The organism is Bradyrhizobium sp. RP6, from assembly GCF_003837805.1.
GTDB lineage: Bacteria > Pseudomonadota > Alphaproteobacteria > Rhizobiales > Xanthobacteraceae > Bradyrhizobium.
The window spans coordinates 1-20224 of record NZ_RQIT01000039.1 but is presented as its reverse complement, the minus strand read 5'-3'; the positions used below and the strand labels follow the sequence as shown (position 1 = coordinate 20224).

The 20224-nt window shown below is 64.5% G+C and carries 21 protein-coding genes; 6 read left to right on the top strand and 15 right to left on the bottom strand.

The window, feature by feature from the left end:
* Positions 1–35: 35 nt before the first annotated feature.
* The 3 genes from EHH60_RS35660 to EHH60_RS35650 all read right to left on the bottom strand — a co-directional run bounded on the left by EHH60_RS35660 (position 36) and on the right by EHH60_RS35650 (position 1628).
* The gene (locus EHH60_RS35660) at positions 36–524 is read right to left on the bottom strand and encodes a VOC family protein (RefSeq protein ID WP_124163852.1); all 489 of its coding nucleotides are present in this window, start codon (positions 522–524) and stop codon (positions 36–38) included.
* Positions 525–559: 35 nt separating this feature from the next.
* Positions 560–988: a VOC family protein gene (locus EHH60_RS35655; RefSeq protein ID WP_124163851.1), complete on the bottom strand. Its 429-nt coding sequence runs from the start codon at positions 986–988 to the stop codon at positions 560–562.
* A gap of 130 nt (positions 989–1118) precedes the next feature.
* Positions 1119–1628 (bottom strand): cupin domain-containing protein, encoded by a 510-nt coding sequence (locus EHH60_RS35650; protein WP_124163850.1) that lies wholly within the window; start codon positions 1626–1628, stop codon positions 1119–1121.
* Positions 1629–1756: 128 nt separating this feature from the next.
* Between EHH60_RS35650 and EHH60_RS35645 the strand changes: the two genes are divergently transcribed.
* Positions 1757–1975 carry a CsbD family protein gene (locus EHH60_RS35645; protein ID WP_124163849.1) on the top strand — a complete coding sequence of 73 codons (219 nt, stop codon included), beginning with the start codon at positions 1757–1759 and terminating at the stop codon, positions 1973–1975.
* 170 nt (positions 1976–2145) lie between these two features.
* On the opposite strand, the gene EHH60_RS35640 is transcribed toward EHH60_RS35645, so the two are convergent.
* The 5 genes from EHH60_RS35640 to ggt form a co-directional block, all read right to left on the bottom strand.
* A complete protein-coding gene (locus EHH60_RS35640) occupies positions 2146–2610 on the bottom strand; it encodes an FKBP-type peptidyl-prolyl cis-trans isomerase (RefSeq protein WP_124163848.1) in 465 nt (154 codons plus the stop codon).
* A gap of 62 nt (positions 2611–2672) precedes the next feature.
* Entirely contained in the window at positions 2673–4964 is a 2292-nt protein-coding gene (locus EHH60_RS35635; protein WP_124163847.1) for a xanthine dehydrogenase family protein molybdopterin-binding subunit, read from the bottom strand.
* 2 nt (positions 4965–4966) lie between these two features.
* Positions 4967–5983: an FAD binding domain-containing protein gene (locus tag EHH60_RS35630; RefSeq protein ID WP_124163846.1), complete on the bottom strand. Its 1017-nt coding sequence runs from the start codon at positions 5981–5983 to the stop codon at positions 4967–4969.
* Between the two features lie 4 nt (positions 5984–5987).
* Positions 5988–6602 carry a (2Fe-2S)-binding protein gene (locus tag EHH60_RS35625; RefSeq protein ID WP_124163845.1) on the bottom strand — a complete coding sequence of 205 codons (615 nt, stop codon included), beginning with the start codon at positions 6600–6602 and terminating at the stop codon, positions 5988–5990.
* Between the two features lie 166 nt (positions 6603–6768).
* A complete protein-coding gene (ggt, locus tag EHH60_RS35620; RefSeq protein ID WP_124163844.1) occupies positions 6769–8355 on the bottom strand; it encodes a gamma-glutamyltransferase in 1587 nt (528 codons plus the stop codon).
* Positions 8356–8551: 196 nt separating this feature from the next.
* On the opposite strand from ggt, the gene trhO reads away from it, so the two are divergent.
* Together trhO and EHH60_RS35610 are read left to right on the top strand one after the other, a co-directional pair.
* A complete protein-coding gene (gene trhO, locus EHH60_RS35615) occupies positions 8552–9313 on the top strand; it encodes an oxygen-dependent tRNA uridine(34) hydroxylase TrhO (protein WP_124163843.1) in 762 nt (253 codons plus the stop codon).
* Positions 9310–9528 carry a SlyX family protein gene (locus tag EHH60_RS35610; protein WP_124163842.1) on the top strand — a complete coding sequence of 73 codons (219 nt, stop codon included), beginning with the start codon at positions 9310–9312 and terminating at the stop codon, positions 9526–9528. Before trhO ends, EHH60_RS35610 begins: the two co-directional genes overlap by 4 nt.
* A 6-nt stretch (positions 9529–9534) precedes the next feature.
* On the opposite strand, the gene EHH60_RS35605 is transcribed toward EHH60_RS35610, so the two are convergent.
* Positions 9535–11439: a diguanylate cyclase gene (locus EHH60_RS35605; RefSeq protein ID WP_124163841.1), complete on the bottom strand. Its 1905-nt coding sequence runs from the start codon at positions 11437–11439 to the stop codon at positions 9535–9537.
* Positions 11440–11611: 172 nt separating this feature from the next.
* A complete protein-coding gene (locus tag EHH60_RS35600) occupies positions 11612–11827 on the bottom strand; it encodes a hypothetical protein (protein WP_199752473.1) in 216 nt (71 codons plus the stop codon).
* 106 nt (positions 11828–11933) lie between these two features.
* Here EHH60_RS35600 and hemE point away from each other — a divergent pair, with 106 nt between their 5' ends.
* A complete protein-coding gene (gene hemE / locus EHH60_RS35595; protein ID WP_124163839.1) occupies positions 11934–12968 on the top strand; it encodes a uroporphyrinogen decarboxylase in 1035 nt (344 codons plus the stop codon).
* Positions 12969–13303: 335 nt separating this feature from the next.
* Here the strand turns inward: hemE and hemC are convergent, their stop codons facing one another.
* Genes hemC through EHH60_RS35580 form a run of 3 tightly spaced genes read right to left on the bottom strand, consistent with a single transcriptional unit; the run spans position 13304 to position 16578 of the window.
* Positions 13304–14284, bottom strand: a complete 981-nt coding sequence (gene hemC / locus EHH60_RS35590) for a hydroxymethylbilane synthase (RefSeq protein ID WP_124163838.1) — start codon at positions 14282–14284, stop codon at positions 13304–13306.
* Between the two features lie 24 nt (positions 14285–14308).
* A complete protein-coding gene (locus EHH60_RS35585) occupies positions 14309–15934 on the bottom strand; it encodes a GMC family oxidoreductase (protein WP_124163837.1) in 1626 nt (541 codons plus the stop codon).
* Positions 15935–15987: 53 nt separating this feature from the next.
* Positions 15988–16578, bottom strand: a complete 591-nt coding sequence (locus EHH60_RS35580) for a TetR/AcrR family transcriptional regulator (RefSeq protein ID WP_124163836.1) — start codon at positions 16576–16578, stop codon at positions 15988–15990.
* 99 nt (positions 16579–16677) lie between these two features.
* Here EHH60_RS35580 and EHH60_RS35575 point away from each other — a divergent pair, with 99 nt between their 5' ends.
* Complete coding sequence (locus tag EHH60_RS35575; RefSeq protein ID WP_124163835.1) at positions 16678–17043, top strand: nuclear transport factor 2 family protein; 366 nt, start codon at positions 16678–16680, stop codon at positions 17041–17043.
* A gap of 112 nt (positions 17044–17155) precedes the next feature.
* Here EHH60_RS35575 and EHH60_RS35570 read toward each other — a convergent pair whose 3' ends face one another.
* Positions 17156–17398, bottom strand: a complete 243-nt coding sequence (locus EHH60_RS35570) for a hypothetical protein (RefSeq protein WP_124163834.1) — start codon at positions 17396–17398, stop codon at positions 17156–17158.
* A 22-nt stretch (positions 17399–17420) separates the two neighbouring features.
* A complete protein-coding gene (locus EHH60_RS35565) occupies positions 17421–17708 on the bottom strand; it encodes a hypothetical protein (protein WP_124163833.1) in 288 nt (95 codons plus the stop codon).
* 465 nt (positions 17709–18173) lie between these two features.
* Between EHH60_RS35565 and EHH60_RS35560 the strand changes: the two genes are divergently transcribed.
* Positions 18174–20135, top strand: a complete 1962-nt coding sequence (locus tag EHH60_RS35560; RefSeq protein WP_124163832.1) for a putative bifunctional diguanylate cyclase/phosphodiesterase — start codon at positions 18174–18176, stop codon at positions 20133–20135.
* The last annotated feature ends 89 nt before the right edge of the window (positions 20136–20224 follow it).

Here is a 20224-nt window from a genome sequence, read left to right as displayed (position 1 = left end):
TGACCGAGTGCGTGCGGGCGGAACTCCGTCCCGCCTCACGTCGCCGACTTGCCATCGAACGCACGACGCAACACGTCGACGTCCAGCTTCACCATCTTCATCATGGCCTGCATCGCGCGCGCGGCCGCTGCCTTGTCCGGGCTCGACAGGAACTCGAACATCACTTTCGGCACCACCTGCCAGGCCACGCCCCAGCGATCCCTGAGCCAGCCGCACTGCTCTTCCTTGCCGCCGTGGGCGAGGAACGCGTTCCAGACGCTGTCGACCTGCGCCTGGTCGTCGCAATGGATCATCAGCGAGATCGCGTGGGTGTATTCCATCTTCATCCCGCCGTTGAGCGTGACCAGCGGCTGTCCGGCCATCGTGAACTCGACGACGAGCACGGAGCCTTCCTTGCCGGAAGGGCCGTCCGAAACGTTGCGCTGGACGTGCGTGATCGCCGAATTCGGAACGAGCGACACATAGAATTTTGCGGCGTCCTCGGCATCGCCGTTGAACCACATGCAGGGCACGAGCTTGGACATCGTGAATGCTCCTCTTCAGATCTTCCGGGTTCGGATCAGGCGTTTGCCATCTCGGGCTGCAGAGGGGCGGCCCCGAGGTCCATCCAGTTCACACCCCACATATGGCCATCGGGATCCTCGAAGCTGCGGCCGTACATGAAGCTGTATTCGTCCTTCGGGCTGGGATCGGCCACTCCGCCTGCCGCCGGGGCCTTGGCGACGATATCGTCGACTTCGCTGCGACTGTCCGCGGAGAGGCAGAACAGCACCTGGTTCGAGGTCCTGGCATCCGCGATCGGCTTCGGCGTGAACTGGCGGAATTTGTTGTGGGTCAGCAGCATGGCGAAAATGGTCTCGGAAAAGACCATGCAGCTCGCTGTCTCGTCGCTGAACTGCGGGTTCTTGACCGCACCGACCGCCTCATAGAAGGCGGTCGCGCGATTGAGGTCGGTCACCGGCAGGTTGACGAAGATCATCTTGGGCATCGGGAAGCTCCTCGGGTGGGGTTCTGCCCAAGGACGGTCGGCCAGGCCGCCATCCGACACCGCTTCCGACTCATTTTTCGGACCCGATCTGCGGGGTTCTGTCGCACCGAACCCCGCGCTCCGAACGGCCCTACTTCTTCTCGTTGGGATCGCGGTGCACCGGGTCGATCCACAGCACGGTCTCGGGCTTCTCCACCGGCTCGATGTCGAGGTTGATCGCCACCGCCTCGCCGTCGCTGCGCACCAGCACACATTCCAGCACCTCGTCCGGGCTGGCGTTGATCTCCTGGTGCGGCACATAGGGCGGAACGAAAATGAAGTCGCCCGGGCCGGCCTCCGCGGTAAACTGCAGGCTCTCGCCCCAGCGCATCCGCGCCTTCCCCTTCACCACATAGATGACGCTTTCGAGATGGCCGTGATGATGTGCGCCGGTCTTGGCATCCGGCTTGATGCTGACCGTGCCCGCCCACAATTTCTGTGCGCCGACACGTGCGAAATTGATGGCGGCAGCGCGGTCCATACCGGCCGTCGAGGGTACGTTCCTGTCGAGCTGGTTACCCGGAATGACGCGCACGCCGTCATGTTTCCAGCGATCATGATCGTGGTCATGGTGGGAATGCGAGTGGTCATGGCCGGTCATGGGACTTGCTTTCTGTTGGTTCCGTACGCGGCAAAATACCCCAAAGCCGCAGCCGCAAGCCATACCAAAATCGGAACACTGGTAGCTGCCGGACGTTGTCTCACCGAGCAAAATGGAAGGAGTGTTTCATGGGTAGCACGACCGACAAGATCAAGGGCAACGCCAACGAGGCAATCGGCAAGGCCAAGCAGGGCATCGGCGAAGCCACCGGCTCCGATCGCATGAAGGGCGAAGGCGCGGTGCAGGAGGTGAAGGGCAAAGGCCAGCAAGCCATGGGCGACGCCAAGGACGCCGCGAAAGATGCGATGGATCGCGCTGCTGCTGCCGCAAAGCGCGCAGCCGAGTGACGCCGCTAGAGCTGAAGGCGAAAAGACCGGCCGAAAGGCCGGTCTTTTTATTTATGCAGTCATTCCGGGGCGGCGCGCAGAGCCGAACCATGGTGCGCGATTGCGCACCTGAGAATCTCGAGCTTCCGGATTCGATGCTGCGCATCGCCTCCGGAATGACGGCTACGCCGTCACTTCACCGCGAGCAATTCCACGTCGAACATCAGAGTCGCGTTCGGCGGGATCACGCCGCCGGCGCCGCGCGCGCCATAGCCGAGCTGCGGCGGGATGATCAGCGTGCGCTTGCCGCCGACCTTCATCGAGGCAACACCCTCGTCCCAGCCGGCGATGACGCGGCCCTTGCCGATCGGGAATTCGAACGGCTCCTTGCGATCGACGGAGCTGTCGAATTTCTTGCCCTTCTGGCCGTTCTCATAGAGCCAGCCGGTATAGTGCATCACGCAAATCTGACCGGGCTGCGGCGAGGCACCGGTGCCGACGGTAGAGTCGATGATCTGCAAGCCTGAAGCTGTGGTCATGGTCTTTCCTGCGGTCTGGGCCGAGGCCGTGGTGGAAGCGAAATCGGACGCGCCACCAATCATGGTGATCGCGAGTGCCGAGATTAGGGCGAGGAGCACGCGCTGAAAACGCTGCATAGGGCACCTTCCATTAGAGGCGGGAGGGTGTCTAACCCAACGCCGTCGCCGTTTCCACCCCTTTAGACCTCGATATTTTCCAGACGTACCGGCAAGCTGCGGATACGCTGGCCGGTGGCGTGATAGATCGCGTTGCAGATCGCGGCATTGGTGCCGACATTGGCAAGCTCGCCGAGCCCCTTTGCGCCCACCGGGTTGATGTGATCGTCCTGCTCGGAGAGCATGATGACCTCGACGCCGGGCACATCGGCATTCACGGGCACGAGGTAGTCGGCAAGATTGTCGTTGACGTACCGCGCATTGCGCTCGTCGACCTCGGTGGCTTCCAGCAACGCCGAAGACATGCCCCAGATCAGTCCGCCCATCAGTTGGCTGCGGGCGGTGCGTGGATTTATGATCCTGCCTGCCGCAAATGCGCCGACAAGCCGGGGGCAACGGATTTCGTGCGTGAAGCGGTTGACGCGGACCTCGACGAACTCGGCGCCGAAGGCATAGGCGATCTTGTCCTTCATTTGGTGACCGCCGACGAACCGAGGCTGCCCGGCATGCAAGGCCCTGAAGGAGTCGAGCGGTGCGCCCTCCGGCTTCCACTCGCCATATTCCTCGACCACGCCGACACCGAGCGCATCGAACGCCTTCTCGATGTCGAGCGGACGGTCGCCCTTCGCCGCCCGGGTCGACGGTGCCGGGCTGATGCCGACAGTCTCCTTGGCCTTGTCGGCGATGCTGTCGCTCGGCATCACCGCCTTGAACAGGCGCTGCCGAATCTGATCGCACACCATCATCACCACGGAGCAGGTGCTGGCTGTCGAGTTCGAGCCGCCGGCAACCGGCGCGGGCGGCAAGTCGCTGTCGCCCAGGAAGACCGCGACCTTCTCGAGCGGCACGCCGAGCCGCTCGGCCGCAGTCTGGGCGATGACTGTATAAGCACCGGTGCCGATCTCGTGACCGGCGACCTCGACACGGGTGCGGCCATCGCGCTGGAGGCGAACGCGGGCGGCTGACGGCGCCATCTGCGTCGGATAGCAGGTGGCGGCACAGCCGTAGCCGAGCAACCAATCCCCGTCGGACATCGATCTTGCCTGCGGCGACCGCTGCGACCAGCCGAACGCCTTGGCGGCTTCGTCGAAGCACGCCATCAGCGACCGCGACGTGTAGGGCTTGCCGCCAATGGGTTCGGTAGTGGTGTCGTTGATGCGACGAAGTTCGACCGGATCCATGTTGAGCTTCACGGCGAGTTCGTCCATCGCGCTTTCCAGCGCGAACAGATAGGGCACTTCCGGCGGCGAGCGCATGAAACCCGGCGTGTTACGGTCTGCGCGCACGATCGACACCAGACTTTCGATGTTCGGGCACGCATAGAGTCGCGTCGTGGTCTTGGTGCCGCCGACGCAATAGGCGTCGGGCCGCGAGGAGATTTCAGCCCCCTCATGCCTCAAAGCGACCAGCTTGCCATCCCGGCTCGCACCGAGCTTGATCTCGTGCCGCGTCTCGGCGCGGTACGTCGCGATGGTAAAGCCCTGGTCGCGGGTCGGGACCAGCTTGATCGGGCGGTTGAGGCGTTTGGCAATGCCGGCGATGATGGCTGTGCGCGGCGTCATCGAGCCGCGCGAACCAAAACCGCCGCCGACATAGGGATTGACCACGCGCACCTTGTCGGCGTCGATGCCGAGTTGCTCGGCCACGCCGTTCTTCAGGCCATAGACATACTGACTGCCCTCGTAGACGACGAGATTGTCGCCCATCCAGGCGCAACTGGTCGTGAACAGCTCCATCGGATTGTGGTGCTGTGTCGGCGTGTCGTAGGACGCGGTGAGCTTGACCTCGGCCGCCTCGAAGGCCTTGGCGAAGTCGCCGACCACGGGATCTTCCTTGAACTGCGCGTTCTGTCCCTTTGCGGCTGCCGTCGTAGTACCCGCCGATTCGAAGCTCGCACTCGGCGCCGTCGCCGTATAGCTGACCTTGACGCGACTGGCGGCCTCGCGCGCCGCCTCATAGCTCTCCGCGATGACCACAGCGATGATCTGGCCGTCATGCGCGATCTCGGCCGACTTCAGCGGCTGGATCGTGGTGCCGGCATAGCCGCCATTGCTGAACAGTTTCGCTTCCTTCAGCTTCGGGGCGTTCTCGTGCGTGATGATGTCTATCACGCCGCGGACGCCTCTAGCGTCGTCGAGATCGAAGCGGTCGATGCGGCCCTTGGCGATAGCGCTGGTGACCAGGAACGCATAGGCCGGATTGTCCAGCGGCATGTCGGAGGCGTAAGTCGCCCGTCCCGTGACCTTTGCGGTCGCATCGTAGCGCGGCACGGGCCGCCCCATATTCGCCTTGGGCTCGGGAGCTGCAGCGGTCATGGTCAGATCTCCATCGTTACGGCCTGCTGAAGCGCGCGTGCCACCACACGCCTGCCGAGCCCGATCTTGAAGCTGTTGTGCCGACGGCCACGGGCGTCCGCAAAGGCGGCATGGGCCACACGCTGTGCCAGCGCTTCGTCGAACTTCTCTCCCTTCAAGAGCGCCTCCGCCTCGCGCGCCCGCCACGGCACGGTGGCGACACCGCCGAGCGCGACGCGCGCGTCCCTGATCGTGCCATCCTGCACGTCGAGGGCGACCGCAGCCGAGGACAGAGCGAATTCGTAGGATTGCCGGTCGCGCGCCTTGAGATACACCGAGCGGGGCCACCGGCCCTGGATCGAGAAGGCGGAGATCAGCTCCCCGGGCTGAAGCGTGGTCTCGATCTCGGGCGTGCTGCCCGGTGCCTTGTGCAGCTGCGCGAACGGCATGCTGCGCGTGCCGGCCTTGCCCGTGATCTCGACCACGGCATCAAGCGCGATCAGCGCCTGCGCGAAATCGCCGGGATAGGTCGCGATGCACTGGTCGGAGGTACCGAGCACCGCATGCATCCGATTGACGCCGTCCATTGCGGCACAGCCGGAACCGGGATTGCGCTTGTTGCAATTCTCATAGGAGACATCGCGGAAGTAACTGCAACGCGTCCGCTGCATCACATTGCCACCCAGCGTCGCCATGTTGCGCAGCTGGGCGCTGGCGGCGAGCCTCAGCGAATCCGCGATCACCGGATAGCTGCGCCGGATCTCGGCATGCGCGGCCACGTCGGACATCTTTGCGAGCGCGCCGAGCCGCAGGGCTTCGCCGTCCGGCTCGATCGCCGACCAGGCGTGAGCCAGCGGGTTGATATCGACGACCGCAGCGGGCCGCATCACGTCGAGCTTCATCAAATCGATCAGCGTGGTGCCGCCGGCGAGCGGCTGCGCGGTCGCCTTCGTCAGCGGATTGTTGGCAGCTGCGGCGGCGCTGAGCGCGCGCACGGCCATGTCGGGGTCTGATGCTCTCCGATACGAAAACGATCGCATGCGCCTAGCCTTTCATGATCTCGGGCGCGGCCTGCTTCACGGCAGCGACGATGTTGGGATAGGCGGCGCAGCGGCAGATGTTGCCGCTCATATATTCGCGGATGTCAGCCTCGTTTCCCGCGTGTCCCTCCTTCACGCAGGCCACGGCAGACATGATCTGGCCAGGCGTGCAGTAGCCGCACTGGAACGCGTCGTTGTCGATGAACGCCTGCTGCATTGGATGCAGGCGGTCGTCGGTGGCGAGGCCTTCGATCGTCGTGATCTCCTGCCCTTCGGCTGCGAGCGCCAGCGTCAGGCACGACACCACGCGCCGGTCATCGATCAGCACCGTGCAGGCGCCGCACTGACCGTGGTCGCAGCCCTTCTTGCTGCCTGTGAGTTTGAGATGTTCACGCAGCGCATCGAGCACTGTGGTGCGCGCGTCGATGCGCAGACGCTTGTCCTTGCCGTTCACGCGCAGCGTGACCTCAACCGGAAGCGACGGATCCTGCGCGACAGGCTCATTCGCATCTTGCGCAACCGCACGCGCCGTCATCGGAACCAGCGCACTTCCGGCGGCACCGGCCATGAAGGCCCGGCGATCGAATGTCGATGTTCTGGAACTGGATTTGTCGGACATGGGCCGGCCTCCGCCGCTATCTGCAAGAGCAGCGCACGCCTGCACTGCTCATCGCCCCTTAACTTGGAGCAATGAGTGCAGTTCCGAATGAGAAGGGGCGGCGCAGCAAATGCCGCGCCGCCCTTCGTCAACTTTTCCTGATCTTGCGCGCGGAACCCGCGCCAACTCAATAGCCGAGGGCGCAGCCATCCTTGCGTGGATCGGAGCCGCCGGTGAGCGTGCCCTTGTCCCAGTCGATCCAGACTGCCTGGGCGCCACCGAGCGGGCCGACCACGCTGGTGGTCTTGTGGCCAAGCTTCTTCAAGCCTTCGACGATCGCAGCCGGCACGCTGTCCTCGAGTTGGTATTGTCCCTCGTAATGCAGACCGCGCGGCATGTCGATTGCCTCCTGCACGTCGCAGCCGTAGTCGAGGATGTTGGTCAAGACATGGGTCTGGCCGGTCGGCTGATACTGGCCGCCCATCACCGCGAACGGCATCACGGAGCGTCCACCCTTGGTCAGCAGGCTCGGCATGATCGTATGCAACGGACGCTTGCCGCCTTCGATGCAGTTGGGGTGACCCGGCTGGATGCGGAAGCCGCCGGCGCGATTCTGGAACAAGACGCCGGTCTTGTTCGACACGATGGCGGATCCAAAGGAGTGCGCGATCGAGTTGATGAACGAGCAGACGTTGCGGTCCTTGTCCACCACCGTGATGTAGATGGTCGAGGGGTTCATCGGCGGGGCGACATTCGGCAGGTCGAGCATGCCGTCCATGCGGATCTTGGCGATGTGCTCGTCGCAGAACTCCTTGGCGAGGATCTTGGCGACTTCGGTTTGCATATGGTCGGGATCGGCGACATGCACCTCGCGGTGCATGTAGGCGATGCGCGCGGCCTCGGCTTCGAGATGGAAGCGCTCGATGCTGAGCGGCGCGTATTTTGTCAGATCGAACCGCGACAGGATATTGAGCATCAGCAGCATGGTGAGGCCCGGTCCGTTCGGCGGGCACTGCCAGACGTCGTAACCCTTGTACATGGTGCCGATCGGCGTCGTCACCTCTGTGGTATGCGCGGCGAAATCGTCAAGCGTGTGCAGGCCGCCGATTCCCCTGAGGGTCTCGACCATGTCTTCCGCGACCGGCCCCTTGTAGAAGGCGTCGCGGCCGTCCTTGGCGATCGCCCGCAGGGTCTTGCCGAGCTCGGCCTGACGAATGACGTCGCCAGCCACCGGCGGCTTGCCGCCCGGCAGCAGGTAGCGCACGGTGTTGGTACCATTCTTCAGCTTCTCGAACTGGTTCTTCCAGTCGAAGGCGATGCGCGGCGCGACGACGTAGCCTTCCTCGGCCGCCTTGATCGCGGGCTGAAGCAGCCGGTCGAAGCCGAACTTGCCGTGGTCGCGCAGAACCGTCGCGAAGGCATCGATCACGCCTGGGATCGAGACCGCGTGCGCCGAGGTCAGCGGCACCGAGTTGATCTTGCGCTCGAGATACCAGTCGGCGTTCGCCGCCTTGGGCGCACGGCCGGAGCCGTTATAGGCGTTGATCTTGCCCTCGCCGCGCGGCTGGATCAGCGCAAAACAGTCCCCGCCGATGCCGGTCGATTGCGGCTCGATCACGCCGAGCAGGGCAGAGGCGGCAACGGCCGCATCCACCGCCGTGCCGCCATCGCGCAGCACCTCGATCGCCGCGAGCGAGGCTTGCGGATGCGAGGTCGCGACCATCGCGTTGGTGGCGTGGACCGTGGACCTGCCCGGGAAATGGAAGTTTCTCATCGAATTTCTTGCTCTCTTGGTCGTGGGCGCGGGTGGCGCGCCATCTCGAAAACCGCCTCTACATGGCACATTCCGGCCCAGCGGGGCAATGCTGGCATACCAGGAAAATGGCTGCCATCCGCTGGACGTATGGAGTTTTCGACGCTAGCGGCCTTGCGGGTTTTCCGGATGGCTGCCGCCTGCTAAACGAGCCGCCATGTCCGATCCGAATTCGGCGACCAAGGTCGCGGCCTTCTATCAATTCGTCGCCCTCCCCAATTACCGCGAGGTGCGCGAGCCGCTGCGCGCCTTCTGCGCTGGCCTTAAGCTGAGGGGCAGCGTGCTGCTGGCGCAGGAGGGCATCAACGGTACTGTCGCCGGTGCGCCGGAGGCGATCGATGCCTTCGCCCACGAACTCGCACACGGCGACATATTCGGCGGCAGGCTCAACAAGCTCGAGTTGAAATTCTCGACCGCCGAGGCGATGCCGTTCGGGCGGCTCAAGGTGCGGCTGAAGAAGGAGATCGTCACGCTCGGTGACGAGACTGCCGATCCGACCCGCCAGGTCGGCACCTATGTCGATGCAACCGAGTGGAACGCGCTGATTGCGAAGCCCGACACGCTGCTGCTCGACACCCGCAACGCCTTCGAAGTGGCCATGGGGACCTTCGAGGGCGCGGTCGACCCCGGCATCAAGAGCTTTGGCCAGTTCAAGGACTTTGCCGCGATTGAGCTTGATCCGGCCAAACACCGCAGGATTGCGATGTTCTGCACCGGCGGCATTCGCTGCGAGAAGGCGAGCGCGCATCTGCTCGCGCGCGGCTTTGCAGAGGTCTATCACCTCAAAGGCGGCATTCTCAAATATCTCGAGGAGGTGCCGGAGGCTGAGAGCCGCTGGCGCGGCGAATGCTTCGTGTTTGACGAACGCGTCGCGCTCGGCCACGGTTTGCGGGAACGGGACAAGGACGCGGGCACGTGACGAATGAGATCAAGACGCTGAGCGAGCGCATCGACACGCTGGAGACGCGCATTGCCTACCAGGACGACACGATCGAGACGTTGAACCAGACCATCACCGCGCAGTGGAAGCAGATCGACACGCTGACGCGGCAGATCGCGCAGCTCAATGAGCGGCTGCAGGAGGCCGAGGCAAATGCGCCGGGGCCCGCCAACGAACGTCCGCCGCACTATTGATCGGTCTTACTCGCCGGACGCCTTGGGCAGCAGGTTCATGACCTCGCCGGACATCACCAGGCGGTCGCGGCCTGCGTCCTTGGCGGCGTAGAGCGCCCGGTCGGCAGCTTCGACCAGCGAGGCCACACCCGCCGTGCGCTCCAGCACCGGCCGGCAGGTCGCACCGCCGACCGAGGCGGTGACGCATCCAGCCGCCAGATTGCTGCCATGAACGAGACCGGCCTCGCGAATGGCGCTGCGGATCCGCTCGCCGACCCGGGCGCAGCCGGCGGCGTCGATGTTCGGCAGCAGCACGGCGAACTCCTCGCCGCCATAGCGTACCGCCAGATCGCCGGCGCGCTGCGTTTCGGCCGCGATGATCTTTGCGATCCGGCGCAGGCAGGCATCGCCCGCGGGATGGCCGTACTCATCGTTGTATGCCTTGAAGTGGTCCACATCGATCATCAGCAGAGCAAGGCTGGAGCGGTCGCGATAGGCGCGCGCCCATTCCTCCTTCAGCCCTTCGTCGAAGCGGCGACGATTGGCGAGGCCGGTGAGGCTGTCCTCGATCGCAAGTGTTTCGAGCCTGGTTTCCAGCTTCTTGTGCTCGGAGATGTCGCGGGAGATCGCGACCACGCCGTCGATGCGGCCATTGTCGTTGCGCGTCACCTGCATGGTCGATTCGAGCCAGATTTCGCCGTTCTGCCGGTGCGAGTTGCGGTAGATGAGACGCGCCTCCTCCTTCTCACCACGCTTCATGGCGTCGACGATCGCCTGGACCTCCGGCAGATCCTCCGGATTGATGCCCGCAAGAGCCGGCGTGCCGATCAGCTGATTGGGGCGCCAGCCGACGACGCGAACCGACGAGGGCGAGACATAGCGCAGCCGCTCGTCGAGCCCGATGCGCGTCACCATGTCGCTGGAGCCTTCGGCGAGCAGGCGGAAATGCGCCTCCTTCTCCGCCAGCGCGACGGCCATGCGCTGGCCGCGCTGCAACTGCCGCACCAGCACGCCGCCGATGACCGCGATCAGCATCACCAGCGCGAGCACGTAGAGCATGCGGGAGATTGCCGTGGCACGCCAGGGCGCGAGCAGCTCGTCCTTGTCGACCGTGGCGACCAGGAGAAGCGGAAAGCGGCTGCTGCGATTGAAGAAGCTGACACGTTCGGCGCCGTCCACCGGCGATTTGAAGTGATAGGCGCCGCTCGGCCGCTGCAGGCTCGGCTCGTGGAAGAAAGGCGTGTCGGCGACGCTGCGTCCGACGAATTTCTCGTTGCCGGGATTGTGCGCGAGGATCATGCCGTCGCGATGCGTCAGTGTCACGGAGCTGTTGCGACCGATCTCGAACTGCTCGTAGAAATGCGAAAGATATCTGGAGCTGATGGTCGCGAGCACCACGCCGCCGAAGCTGCCGTCCTGCTTGTTGAAACGGCGTGACAGTGGGACGACCCATTCGCCATCGAGCAGGCTCTTCACGGGACGGCCGACATAGGCCTCACGCTTCGGCGAGAGCTGGTGATGTCGGAAGAACGCATCATCGCTGAGGGTCGAGCCGACCGTACCGGGCGAGGTCAGCCAGTTGCCCTGATCGTCGATGATGTCGAAGCTGTGGATGCGCGCGATCGCCTTCTTGCGCACGTCCAGCAGGGTCCCGAGCTTGGCTATCGTGGTCGGTCCGGTGCCATCCATCTCCAACCGGCTGACCACGCCGACGACGCCGAAATCCAGGAGATCGAGGCTGTCCTCGGCATGCTGTGTCAGCGAACGGGCGACGTTCGCCATTTCGGTCTCGGCGCCCCGGACCACCGCGTCGCGCGCGGCCCATTCGCGCCAGCCACTGACGCCGAGAATGGTCGCACAGGTCAGCACGACGAACGCCGCCGCGCGCAGCGGCAGGCGGCTCCATCCGGCTCGTTGGGTAGCAGCGCTCATGCGGCAGAGTTCTCCGATGTCGGGGAACCTCTGCCGCTTCTATTAGTGAACTCTGAAATCGCTACTCCAATACGCAGCGATCTGTCGCTTTCCAGTAGTCCTACGGACGCCGCGATCAGCGCGTCGCTAACAAGGCATTAGCAAGCCGATCGGAATCCGGCGCCGAGTTCCGTTAGCTGAAGATGGCTTTGACCTTGTCCCAGAGCGAAGGATGATCGGCATCCGCATCGGCCTTCGAGGGCGTCGGTTGCGCGGCACTCACGGGATCGGAAGCCGGGAACGTATCCTTCAGCCCGGCGTCGAGCTTGGCGTTGCGGTCGGCAGCGAGCGCCTCGCGCAGGTCTTCGGCGTGCTTGTCGTGCGGCGCGGGATTGAATGTCTCAGCCATGATCTCCTCCATTGGCTGATCAACGCGGTCCGATTGCACAGGTTCCCCTGTTCCGCTGAGGGCCGCGGCGGTGTATCAGGAGCGATAACCCTCTTCAGGACCATTCGTGCCCCAGTCTGCAAGAAAGCCTTTCATCGACGTGCTCTCCGGCCAGCGCCAGACCATCCCGCCTGTGTGGATGATGCGGCAGGCCGGGCGTTACCTTCCGGAATATCGCGAGGTGCGCGCCAAGGCAGGCGGCTTCCTCGATCTCTGCTTCAACCCGGAGCTTGCCGCCGAGGTGACGCTGCAGCCGATCCGCAGGTTCGGCTTCGATGCGGCGATCATCTTCTCCGACATTCTGGTGATCCCCTATGCGCTCGGACGTGAGGTGCGGTTCGAGGTCGGCGAGGGCCCGCGGCTCGAGCCGCTGGACGATCCGGCCAGGGTGGCGACGCTGGCGCCGCGCGCAGATTTCGGCAAGCTCGAGCCGGTGTTCGAGGCGCTCAAGATCGTGCGCGGCGCGCTCGACCCCAAGGTCGCGCTGATCGGCTTCTGCGGCGCCCCCTGGACGGTCGCGACCTACATGGTCGCGGGGCACGGCACGCCGGACCAGGCACCGGCCCGGATGATGGCATACCGCCATCCTGAAGCTTTCTCAGAGATCATCGACGTACTGGTCGACAGCTCGATCGAGTATCTGTTGGCACAGCTCGCCGCCGGTGCCGACGCGCTACAGATCTTCGACACCTGGGCCGGCGTGCTGCCGCCTGCCGAGTTCGCGCGCTGGTCGACCGAGCCGACGCGGCGCATCGTGGAGGGCGTAAGAGCCAAGGTGCCGGACGCGAAAATCATCGGTTTCCCGCGCGGCGCCGGGGCGCTGCTGCCCGGCTATGTCGAGGCAACCCGCGTCAACGCGGTCAGCATCGACTGGACCGCAGAGCCGGCCTTCATTCGCGAGCGGGTGCAGAGCAAGGTTGCGGTGCAGGGCAATCTCGATCCGCTGGTGCTGATCACGGGCGGCGCCGCGCTCGACCGCGCGGTCGACACCGTGCTGGCCAATTTTGCTGCCGGGCGGCTGATCTTCAACCTCGGCCACGGCATCCAGCCGGAAACGCCGATCGCCCATGTCGAGCAGATGATCAGGCGGGTGCGGGGCTGATTTTTCCGCCTCTTAGGCGGGCGGATACAAAAAGTGCGAAAACAACCCCATGCACAGTACAAATCATTGGAGAATTTCGCACGGCGCAGCTTTAGGTCCGGAAGCGACGAGATTTGACCCGTCGGGCAAAACAGGGGCATAGTGGCATCATCGCCACTGACCCGTTTTGAGAAGGACCAGCGTGCCAAGCGGCCTGCTGGAGCGCGGGTGCGACGGCGCTTCCCCACCACACCCGTCATTGCGAGCGCAGCGAAGTAATCCAGAGTCTTTCCGCGGGTAGCAGTCTGGATTGCTTCGCTGCGCTGGCAATGCCGACGTCGGCAGCCGAAAGCGCCTTAGCGCGGCCGGCTGCGCTCGATGATCTCCGCCGCACCCTTCGCCAGCAGGTCCAATCCGACCGCGCGGCCGAGCTCGCGCGGACGGTTGGCGGGCCCGGTGCGCGAGGCTTCGATGATGGTGTTGCCGGAGAGGTCGAGCACCGAGGCAGTGAGCGACATGTGATCGCCCGTGATGGTCGAGAAGCCCGCGACCGGCGAATTGCAGTGACCATTGAGCACCCACAGCACCTCCCGCTCGGCGTCGGCGGAAGCGTGCGCAGAGGCGTCGTCGATCGACGACAGGATCTGTCGCGTCTGCCAATCCTGCGCGGCGCATTCGACCGCGACGATGCCCTGCCCTGCCGCCGGCAGCATCTCCGCTGCGGAGAATTCGTAGGCGATGCGGTTCGCCAAACCAACGCGATCGAGGCCGGAACGGGCCATGATCAGCGCATCGGCAGGCCCCACCGCGCCGCCATCCGGCAGGCGCTGCTTCTCGCCATTGTCGAGCTTGCGAACACGCGTGTCAGCGGCGCCGCGGAAGTGGATGACCTCGACATCGGGAAACAGCCGCCGCGCATAGGCCGCTCGGCGCACCGCGTTGGTGCCGATCTTGAAACCCTTGCCGCGGGACTGGCGCAGCGCCTCCAGGGTCACGCCGTCGCGCAGCACCAGCGCATCACCAGGCGGATCGCGCGACAGCGTGGCGCCGATGACGAGGCCGGGCGTATCCTCGTTGCCGGGCATGTCCTTCAGCGAATGCATCGCCGCCTGGAGCTCGCCCGACAGCACGGCAGCGCGGATCTGCGCCACGAAGGCGCCGCCCTTGCCGCCATGCGGCAAGAGCTTGCTGGTCTGGTCGAGATCGCCCGTGGTGTCGAACTTGACGATTTCGACATCGAGACCGGGCACGGCGGCGGTCAGGCGGCGCGCAATCTCTTCCGTCTGTGCCAGCGCCATCGCGCTCTTGCGTGTGCCGATCCTCAGTCGCGTAGCCAAGTCCAAATCCTTTCAAACTGCGAATTAACGCGCATCCTCCAATATCATGTCGGAGGCCTTTTCGGCGATCATGATGATCGGCGCGTTGGTGTTCCCCGAGACGAGGTCCGGCATGATCGAGCCGTCGACGACGCGAAGGCCGTCGAGCCCCCTCACCTTCAGCCGCTGATCGACTACCGCGAGCGCGTCGTTGCCCATACGACAGGTCGAGGTCGGATGATAGATGGTGCTGCCGCGCTCCCGGCAATAATCCAGTATCTCCGCGTCGGTTGATACCTTCGCGCCGGGGTCTTGCTCGCTGACCACGAACGGTTTCAGCGCCGGTGCGTTCAATATCTTGCGCAGCATCTTGATGCCCTCGACATTGGTGGTGCGGTCGGTCTCGGTCGACATGTAGTTGATGCGGATCTCCGGCGGCACGGTCGGGTCGGCGCTCTTGATGCGCAGGCTACCGCGGCTCTCGGGCCGGAGCTGGCACACTGACGCCGTGAAGCCGGAGAAATCGTGCAGCTTCTCGCCCATCTTGTCGGTCGAGAACGGCAGGAAATGGACCTGGATGTCGGGCGAGGCGAGACGCGGGCTGGTCTTGAAGAACGCGCCCGCCGTGCCGGCCGCAATCGTCAGCCAGCCCTTGCGGAACAGCGCATAGCGTGCGCCGGCCATGGTGCGGCGAAGCGGATGGTTGATGGTGTCGTTGAGCGTGATCTTCTGCGAGCAGCGCATGACGATGCGGACCTGCATGTGATCCTGCAGATCATGGCCCACGCCGGCAGCATCGAGCACCACCTCGATGCCATGCTTGCGCAGGAGATCGCTGGGCCCGACGCCTGAGAGCTGAAGCAGCTGCGGCGAGTTGTAGGCGCCGCTCGACACGACGACTTCCCGCCGCGCGCGGGCGCGGCGCAAGGTGGCGCCTTGCCGGTATTCGACGCCTGCGGCTCGGCGCCCTTCGAACAGGATGCGCTGAGCGTGGGCGGAGGTCTCGATCTTCAGATTGCTGCGCGCCTTCGCGGGACCGAGATAGGCCACCGACGTCGAGGCGCGCCGGCCGTTGCGCGTCGTGGTCTGAAACAGGCCGACGCCTTCCTGGGTCGCGCCGTTGAAATCAGGATTGTAGGGCAGACCGCTCTCGACCGCGGCGTCGATGAAGGCTTTCGACAGCGGATCGGTCACGATCATGTTGGACACCGGCAGCGGACCGCCCGTGCCGTGATACTGATCCGCACCGCGCGACTGGTTCTCGGCCTTCTTGAAATAGGGCAGCACGTCGTCATAGCCCCAGCCGGTGTTGCCGAGCTGGCGCCAGCGGTCATAGTCCTCGTGCTGGCCGCGAACATAGAGCAGGCCGTTGATCGAGCTCGACCCGCCCAGTGTCTTGCCGCGCGGCTGGAACACCTGGCGGCCCTTCAGTTCCGGCTCCGGCTCTGTCTGGTACATCCAGTTGACCGTCTTCTCCTTGAACAGCTTGCCATAGCCGAGCGGCACGTGGATCCAGATGTTGGAATCCTTCGGGCCTGCTTCGAGCAGCAGCACGCTGTGCTTGCCGCTCGCGGAGAGCCTGTTGGCGAGCACGCAGCCGGCGGAGCCGGCGCCGACGATGACGTAGTCGAATTCGGGATCGGACGGCGCGAGGGAGGGATTTGCGTTCATGCGCTACTGTTCTTCTTGTTGGTGGGGGCGTTTCCGTCGTTCACTTAGCACAATCATTCGCGCACGCGCAGCGCCTCGACCAGCGACTTGAACGCACGGGCGTATTCCGCGCCTGCCCTTGCGATGTCGGCCCGTCCGGCGCAGGCGACCGCGGCCTCCGTGACTGCGCCGAGCAGCAGCCGTGCCAGCGGCTCGACCGGCTGGCGGGCGATCAGGCCGGCCTCCATGGCCGCCGCAATCGCGCGCGGCAGCTTTCCGCCGAAATGCCTGGCGTCGATCTCGCGCCAGCGTTCCCAGCCGAGCACGGCGGGACCGTCGCGTAAAATGATCTGGCCGGTCGGGCCCTTCGCGGTCGCGGTAAAGTAATGCTGGGTGCCGGCAACCATCGCGGCGAGCACGTCCTTCTGGGCCCGTGCCGTGCGATCGATCTCGACAACGAGATCGCGCGAGACCTGGTCGAACACGGCTTCGAACACCGCCTCCTTGGTCTTGAAGTGATGATAGACGGCGCCCTTGGCGACGGAAGCGCCTTCCGCGATCTCGTCCATGGTGGTGGCGGCAAAGCCTTGCGTCCCGAACAAGCGGCGCGCTGCCGTCAGGATCGCTTCGGTTGTCGCAGCGCGCCGCTCCGCCTGTCTCGCCATGAATCCCGTCTAACCGAATTCACGGGAGGCGGCCAGTTGACTTTTCGACCACGGGTCGGTATTTACCGACTATGAGTCGGTTATATTGTGAGATGTGCCATGCCCAGCCGTGACATCGTCGAAGCATTCGCCAGACGTCTGGAGGATGGGGACTTCGTCGGCGCGATCGAACAGTTCTATACGCCTGATGCCGCGACTTACGAGAACAACGCCGCCCCGACGGTCGGGCGCGACAAGCTCGTCGCCAAGGAGCGCGGCGTGCTGGCGGCGTCCAAAGAGGTCAAGGCCGTCCGCGTCGGACCGAGCCTGATCGAAGGTGACCATGTCGCGACGCGCTGGACCTTCAGCTTCACCAATGCCGAAGGCGTCACACGGACGCTGGACGAGATCGCGTGGCAGACCTGGCGGGGCGACAAGCTAGTCGAGGAGCGCTTCTATTACGATCCGAAACAGCTCGGACGCTGACCAGTGCACGGAGATAAGGGCGCAGAAGTCAGCCGCGACGCCTGGGCGAAGGGCCTAGCATCGGCGACAGCTTACCGCCGACTCCAGAGCGGCTTCCCCCATCCGCGCTGATTTATGCGGCACGCTCCTTGCCTGACCGTTCATCTGCCTGTCCGTCGACGGACGTGGCGGTTTCCTCCAGCCGTTTGTCGTAGCTGCTCGCGAACCTCTCAATACTATCCGCCCACATCCTGAGCACTGAGATCTGAAAGTGCATGATTGGCTTCAACGCGTTGATGCCGATTGCTGTCGCCGCGGCAATGCTCCCTCGGGTATCGCGCGCGAAACGATCTGCGCTGGCGGTTTTGTCTGCCATGTCTTTCGCTCCTTGTTAGGTGTTATGATCTCCGTGTTGGCTGTGCACTGCGCGATTCCAAACACTCGGCCAAGACTTGATCCGCCGCGAGTCTCGCACAGCGGTCATCATGCAGCTCGTCCAACTTCTTCAAATATGCGACTGCCGCTATTTGCAAGAGATCAAAATTGTCTTCGCCCATATCGCGAAGGTCGGTGACGTAGCGATAGAGCGCGGAACGCCTGTTGTCGTTCTCGCTGATGCCGCTGTTGAGCAGCAGATAGTTTCGCCAAGCGAATGCACAGGCGCCTTCGATGGTCTGAGAAGTCATGCGCACCTCCCAAAGGCCGAAAAAGACTGACGCCACGTTTCGTTCCCGTGAATTTCCAGATGTAACGTTGTTCCGTAGCTGCGCTGCAGCGCGTTTGCCCGCCTGCCGGCGGCGCAAGGCGGACTGACGCCTGCCCCGGCCGATCCGGCCTGACGCAGGGCCCGCACACCGAACTCGGTGCGGATCATGAAGACCCGGATCTGGGCCCGCCCCGGACCTCTGGTCAGGCCCGCTATCGGGGGCGGCCGACCTTCATGCTGGCCTGACTGCGGCGCGAGTTTAAGGCCCGGTGCACAACCGCACAGCCGCGCGTTCGTATCGATTTTGTTATCGATACCGCGATTTGAACACGCAGATGTGGTCACGCCGGTCGTGGCGAACGGGGATAATTCATAGTTCGTCAAAGGTTTGCAACGAATTCTCCCGATCGAGCCGGACAAACGGCCGGTGCTGCCAGGCTATCGAATGCGGACTCAAACGACCAACTATGTCGCACGGCTGTTCGCCGGCGATCTGTCGGCCTTTGGCGGTCCCGCAACCGACGAAGCCATGGCCGGGCATATCCGCGCCGAACAGATGTCGCTGGTGCTCAGCTATTCGGTCGGCATCATGCTCGGCAATGCCTGCAACGCCATCGTGCTCGCCATCGCACTGTGGCAGTCGCCGGACAGGACCCTCGCCCTGATCTGGGCGGCCACCGTGGCCGGGGCCGCGATCGCTTTTGGCCTGCAATCCCACGCGGCGCGCCGCATCACCAAGCCGCAATTCGTCTCGCGCCGGGCCATGCACCGGCTGGTGCGCAACGCCTTCATCCTTGGCTCCGCCTGGGGCATCGTCCCGGTCGCCTTCTTCGCCAACGCCTCGACCGGCGGCCAGCTCGTCATCACCTGCCTGTGTTCGGGCATGCTGGCCGGCGGTGCGCTGGCCTTCGCCACCATCCCGATCGCGGCCATCGCTTTCACGGCCCCCATCTTCGTCGGGATCGCCATCTGCCTCGGCAGGAACGGCGATCTGGCCTTCCTGCTGATCGCCTTTCTCGTCGTGGTCTATGGCAGCGTCCTCTTGCGCGGCGTATTCGTCAATTCGTTCTCGTTCGCGCGGCGCGTGATGCGGCAGATCGAGGCCGAGCGCACGGTGCGGCTGGATCCCCTGACCCATCTGCCCAACCGCGTCGCCTTCAACGAGACGCTCGATGCCGCCTTGAGGCGACTCGCATTGTCCGGCGAGGAATTCGCGGTGCTCTTGCTCGATCTCGACCGCTTCAAGGACGTCAACGACAAGTTCGGCCATCCCGCCGGGGACGAATTCCTGGTCCAGGTCGCCAGCCGCCTGCAACGCTGCACGCGCGTGGCCGAGCACGTCGCGCGCATCGGCGGCGACGAGTTCGCGCTGGTCATGGCCAATCTGGCGCGGCCGGAGGATGCGCTCGAAATCGCCGAGCGCTTCGTTGCGGCCTTCGTTGAACCGTTCCAGATCGAGGGCCGTCAGATCGTCGGCGCGACCAGCGTCGGCATCGTGCTGGCGCCACGCGACGGCAATACGCCGTTCGATATCATGAAGAATGCCGACGCTGCGCTCTATCGCGCCAAGAAGGCGGGGCCGGGCACCGTGTGCTTCTTCGAGCAAGCCGACGACAGGCTGTCCCGCGACCGCAAGGCGCTGCAAGCGGACCTCGACGGTGCGATCGCACGAAACGAGCTGTTCCTGGTGTTTCAGCCATTCCTCGATCTCGGCACCAACCGGATCACCGGTTTCGAGGCGCTATTGCGCTGGCAGCATCCTTCGCGCGGGCTGGTGCCGCCAAGCGAATTCATCCCGATCGCGGAGGAGACCGGGCTGATCCACGAGATCGGCGAATGGGTCATCCGCCGCGCCTGCGCGACGTTGGCGGATTGGCCCGAAGACATCAGGGTTGCCGTGAATTTCTCCGCGTCGCAGTTTCACAACACGGCCATCCTCCAGACCATCGTGCAGGCATTGGCCGATGCGAAAGTCTCCCCCAACCGGTTCGAGATCGAGATCACGGAATCGATGCTGCTGTCGAAATACGGCTCGGCCGCATCGATCCTGAACGCGCTGCTGGAGCTCGGCGTCACGGTGGCGCTGGACGATTTCGGCACGGGGTTCTCATCGCTGACCTACCTGCGCAAGCTGCCGTTCAGCCGGATCAAGATCGACCAGTCCTTCATCCGCGACATGCTGGTGCAGCCGGACTGCGCCGCGATCGTGAAATCGGTGATCTCCCTTGCGCGCGATTTGCAGATCGGCGTGGTGGCGGAGGGTGTCGAGACCGCCGACCAGCTCGAATATCTCAGGCAGGTCAGCTGCGACGAAGTGCAGGGTTATCTAGTCAGCCGGCCGGTGGCCGCGGATGGCGTGATGGCGCTGCTGGAGACGAAGAGGATTCGGGCGACTTTCGCGGCGTAGGAGCCATTGTCCCGCAGTGCCGGCGACGCGGGAGGTGCGCTCCCTCCCCCGCAAGCGGGGGAGGGCTGGGGAGAGGGTGTCTCCACGGA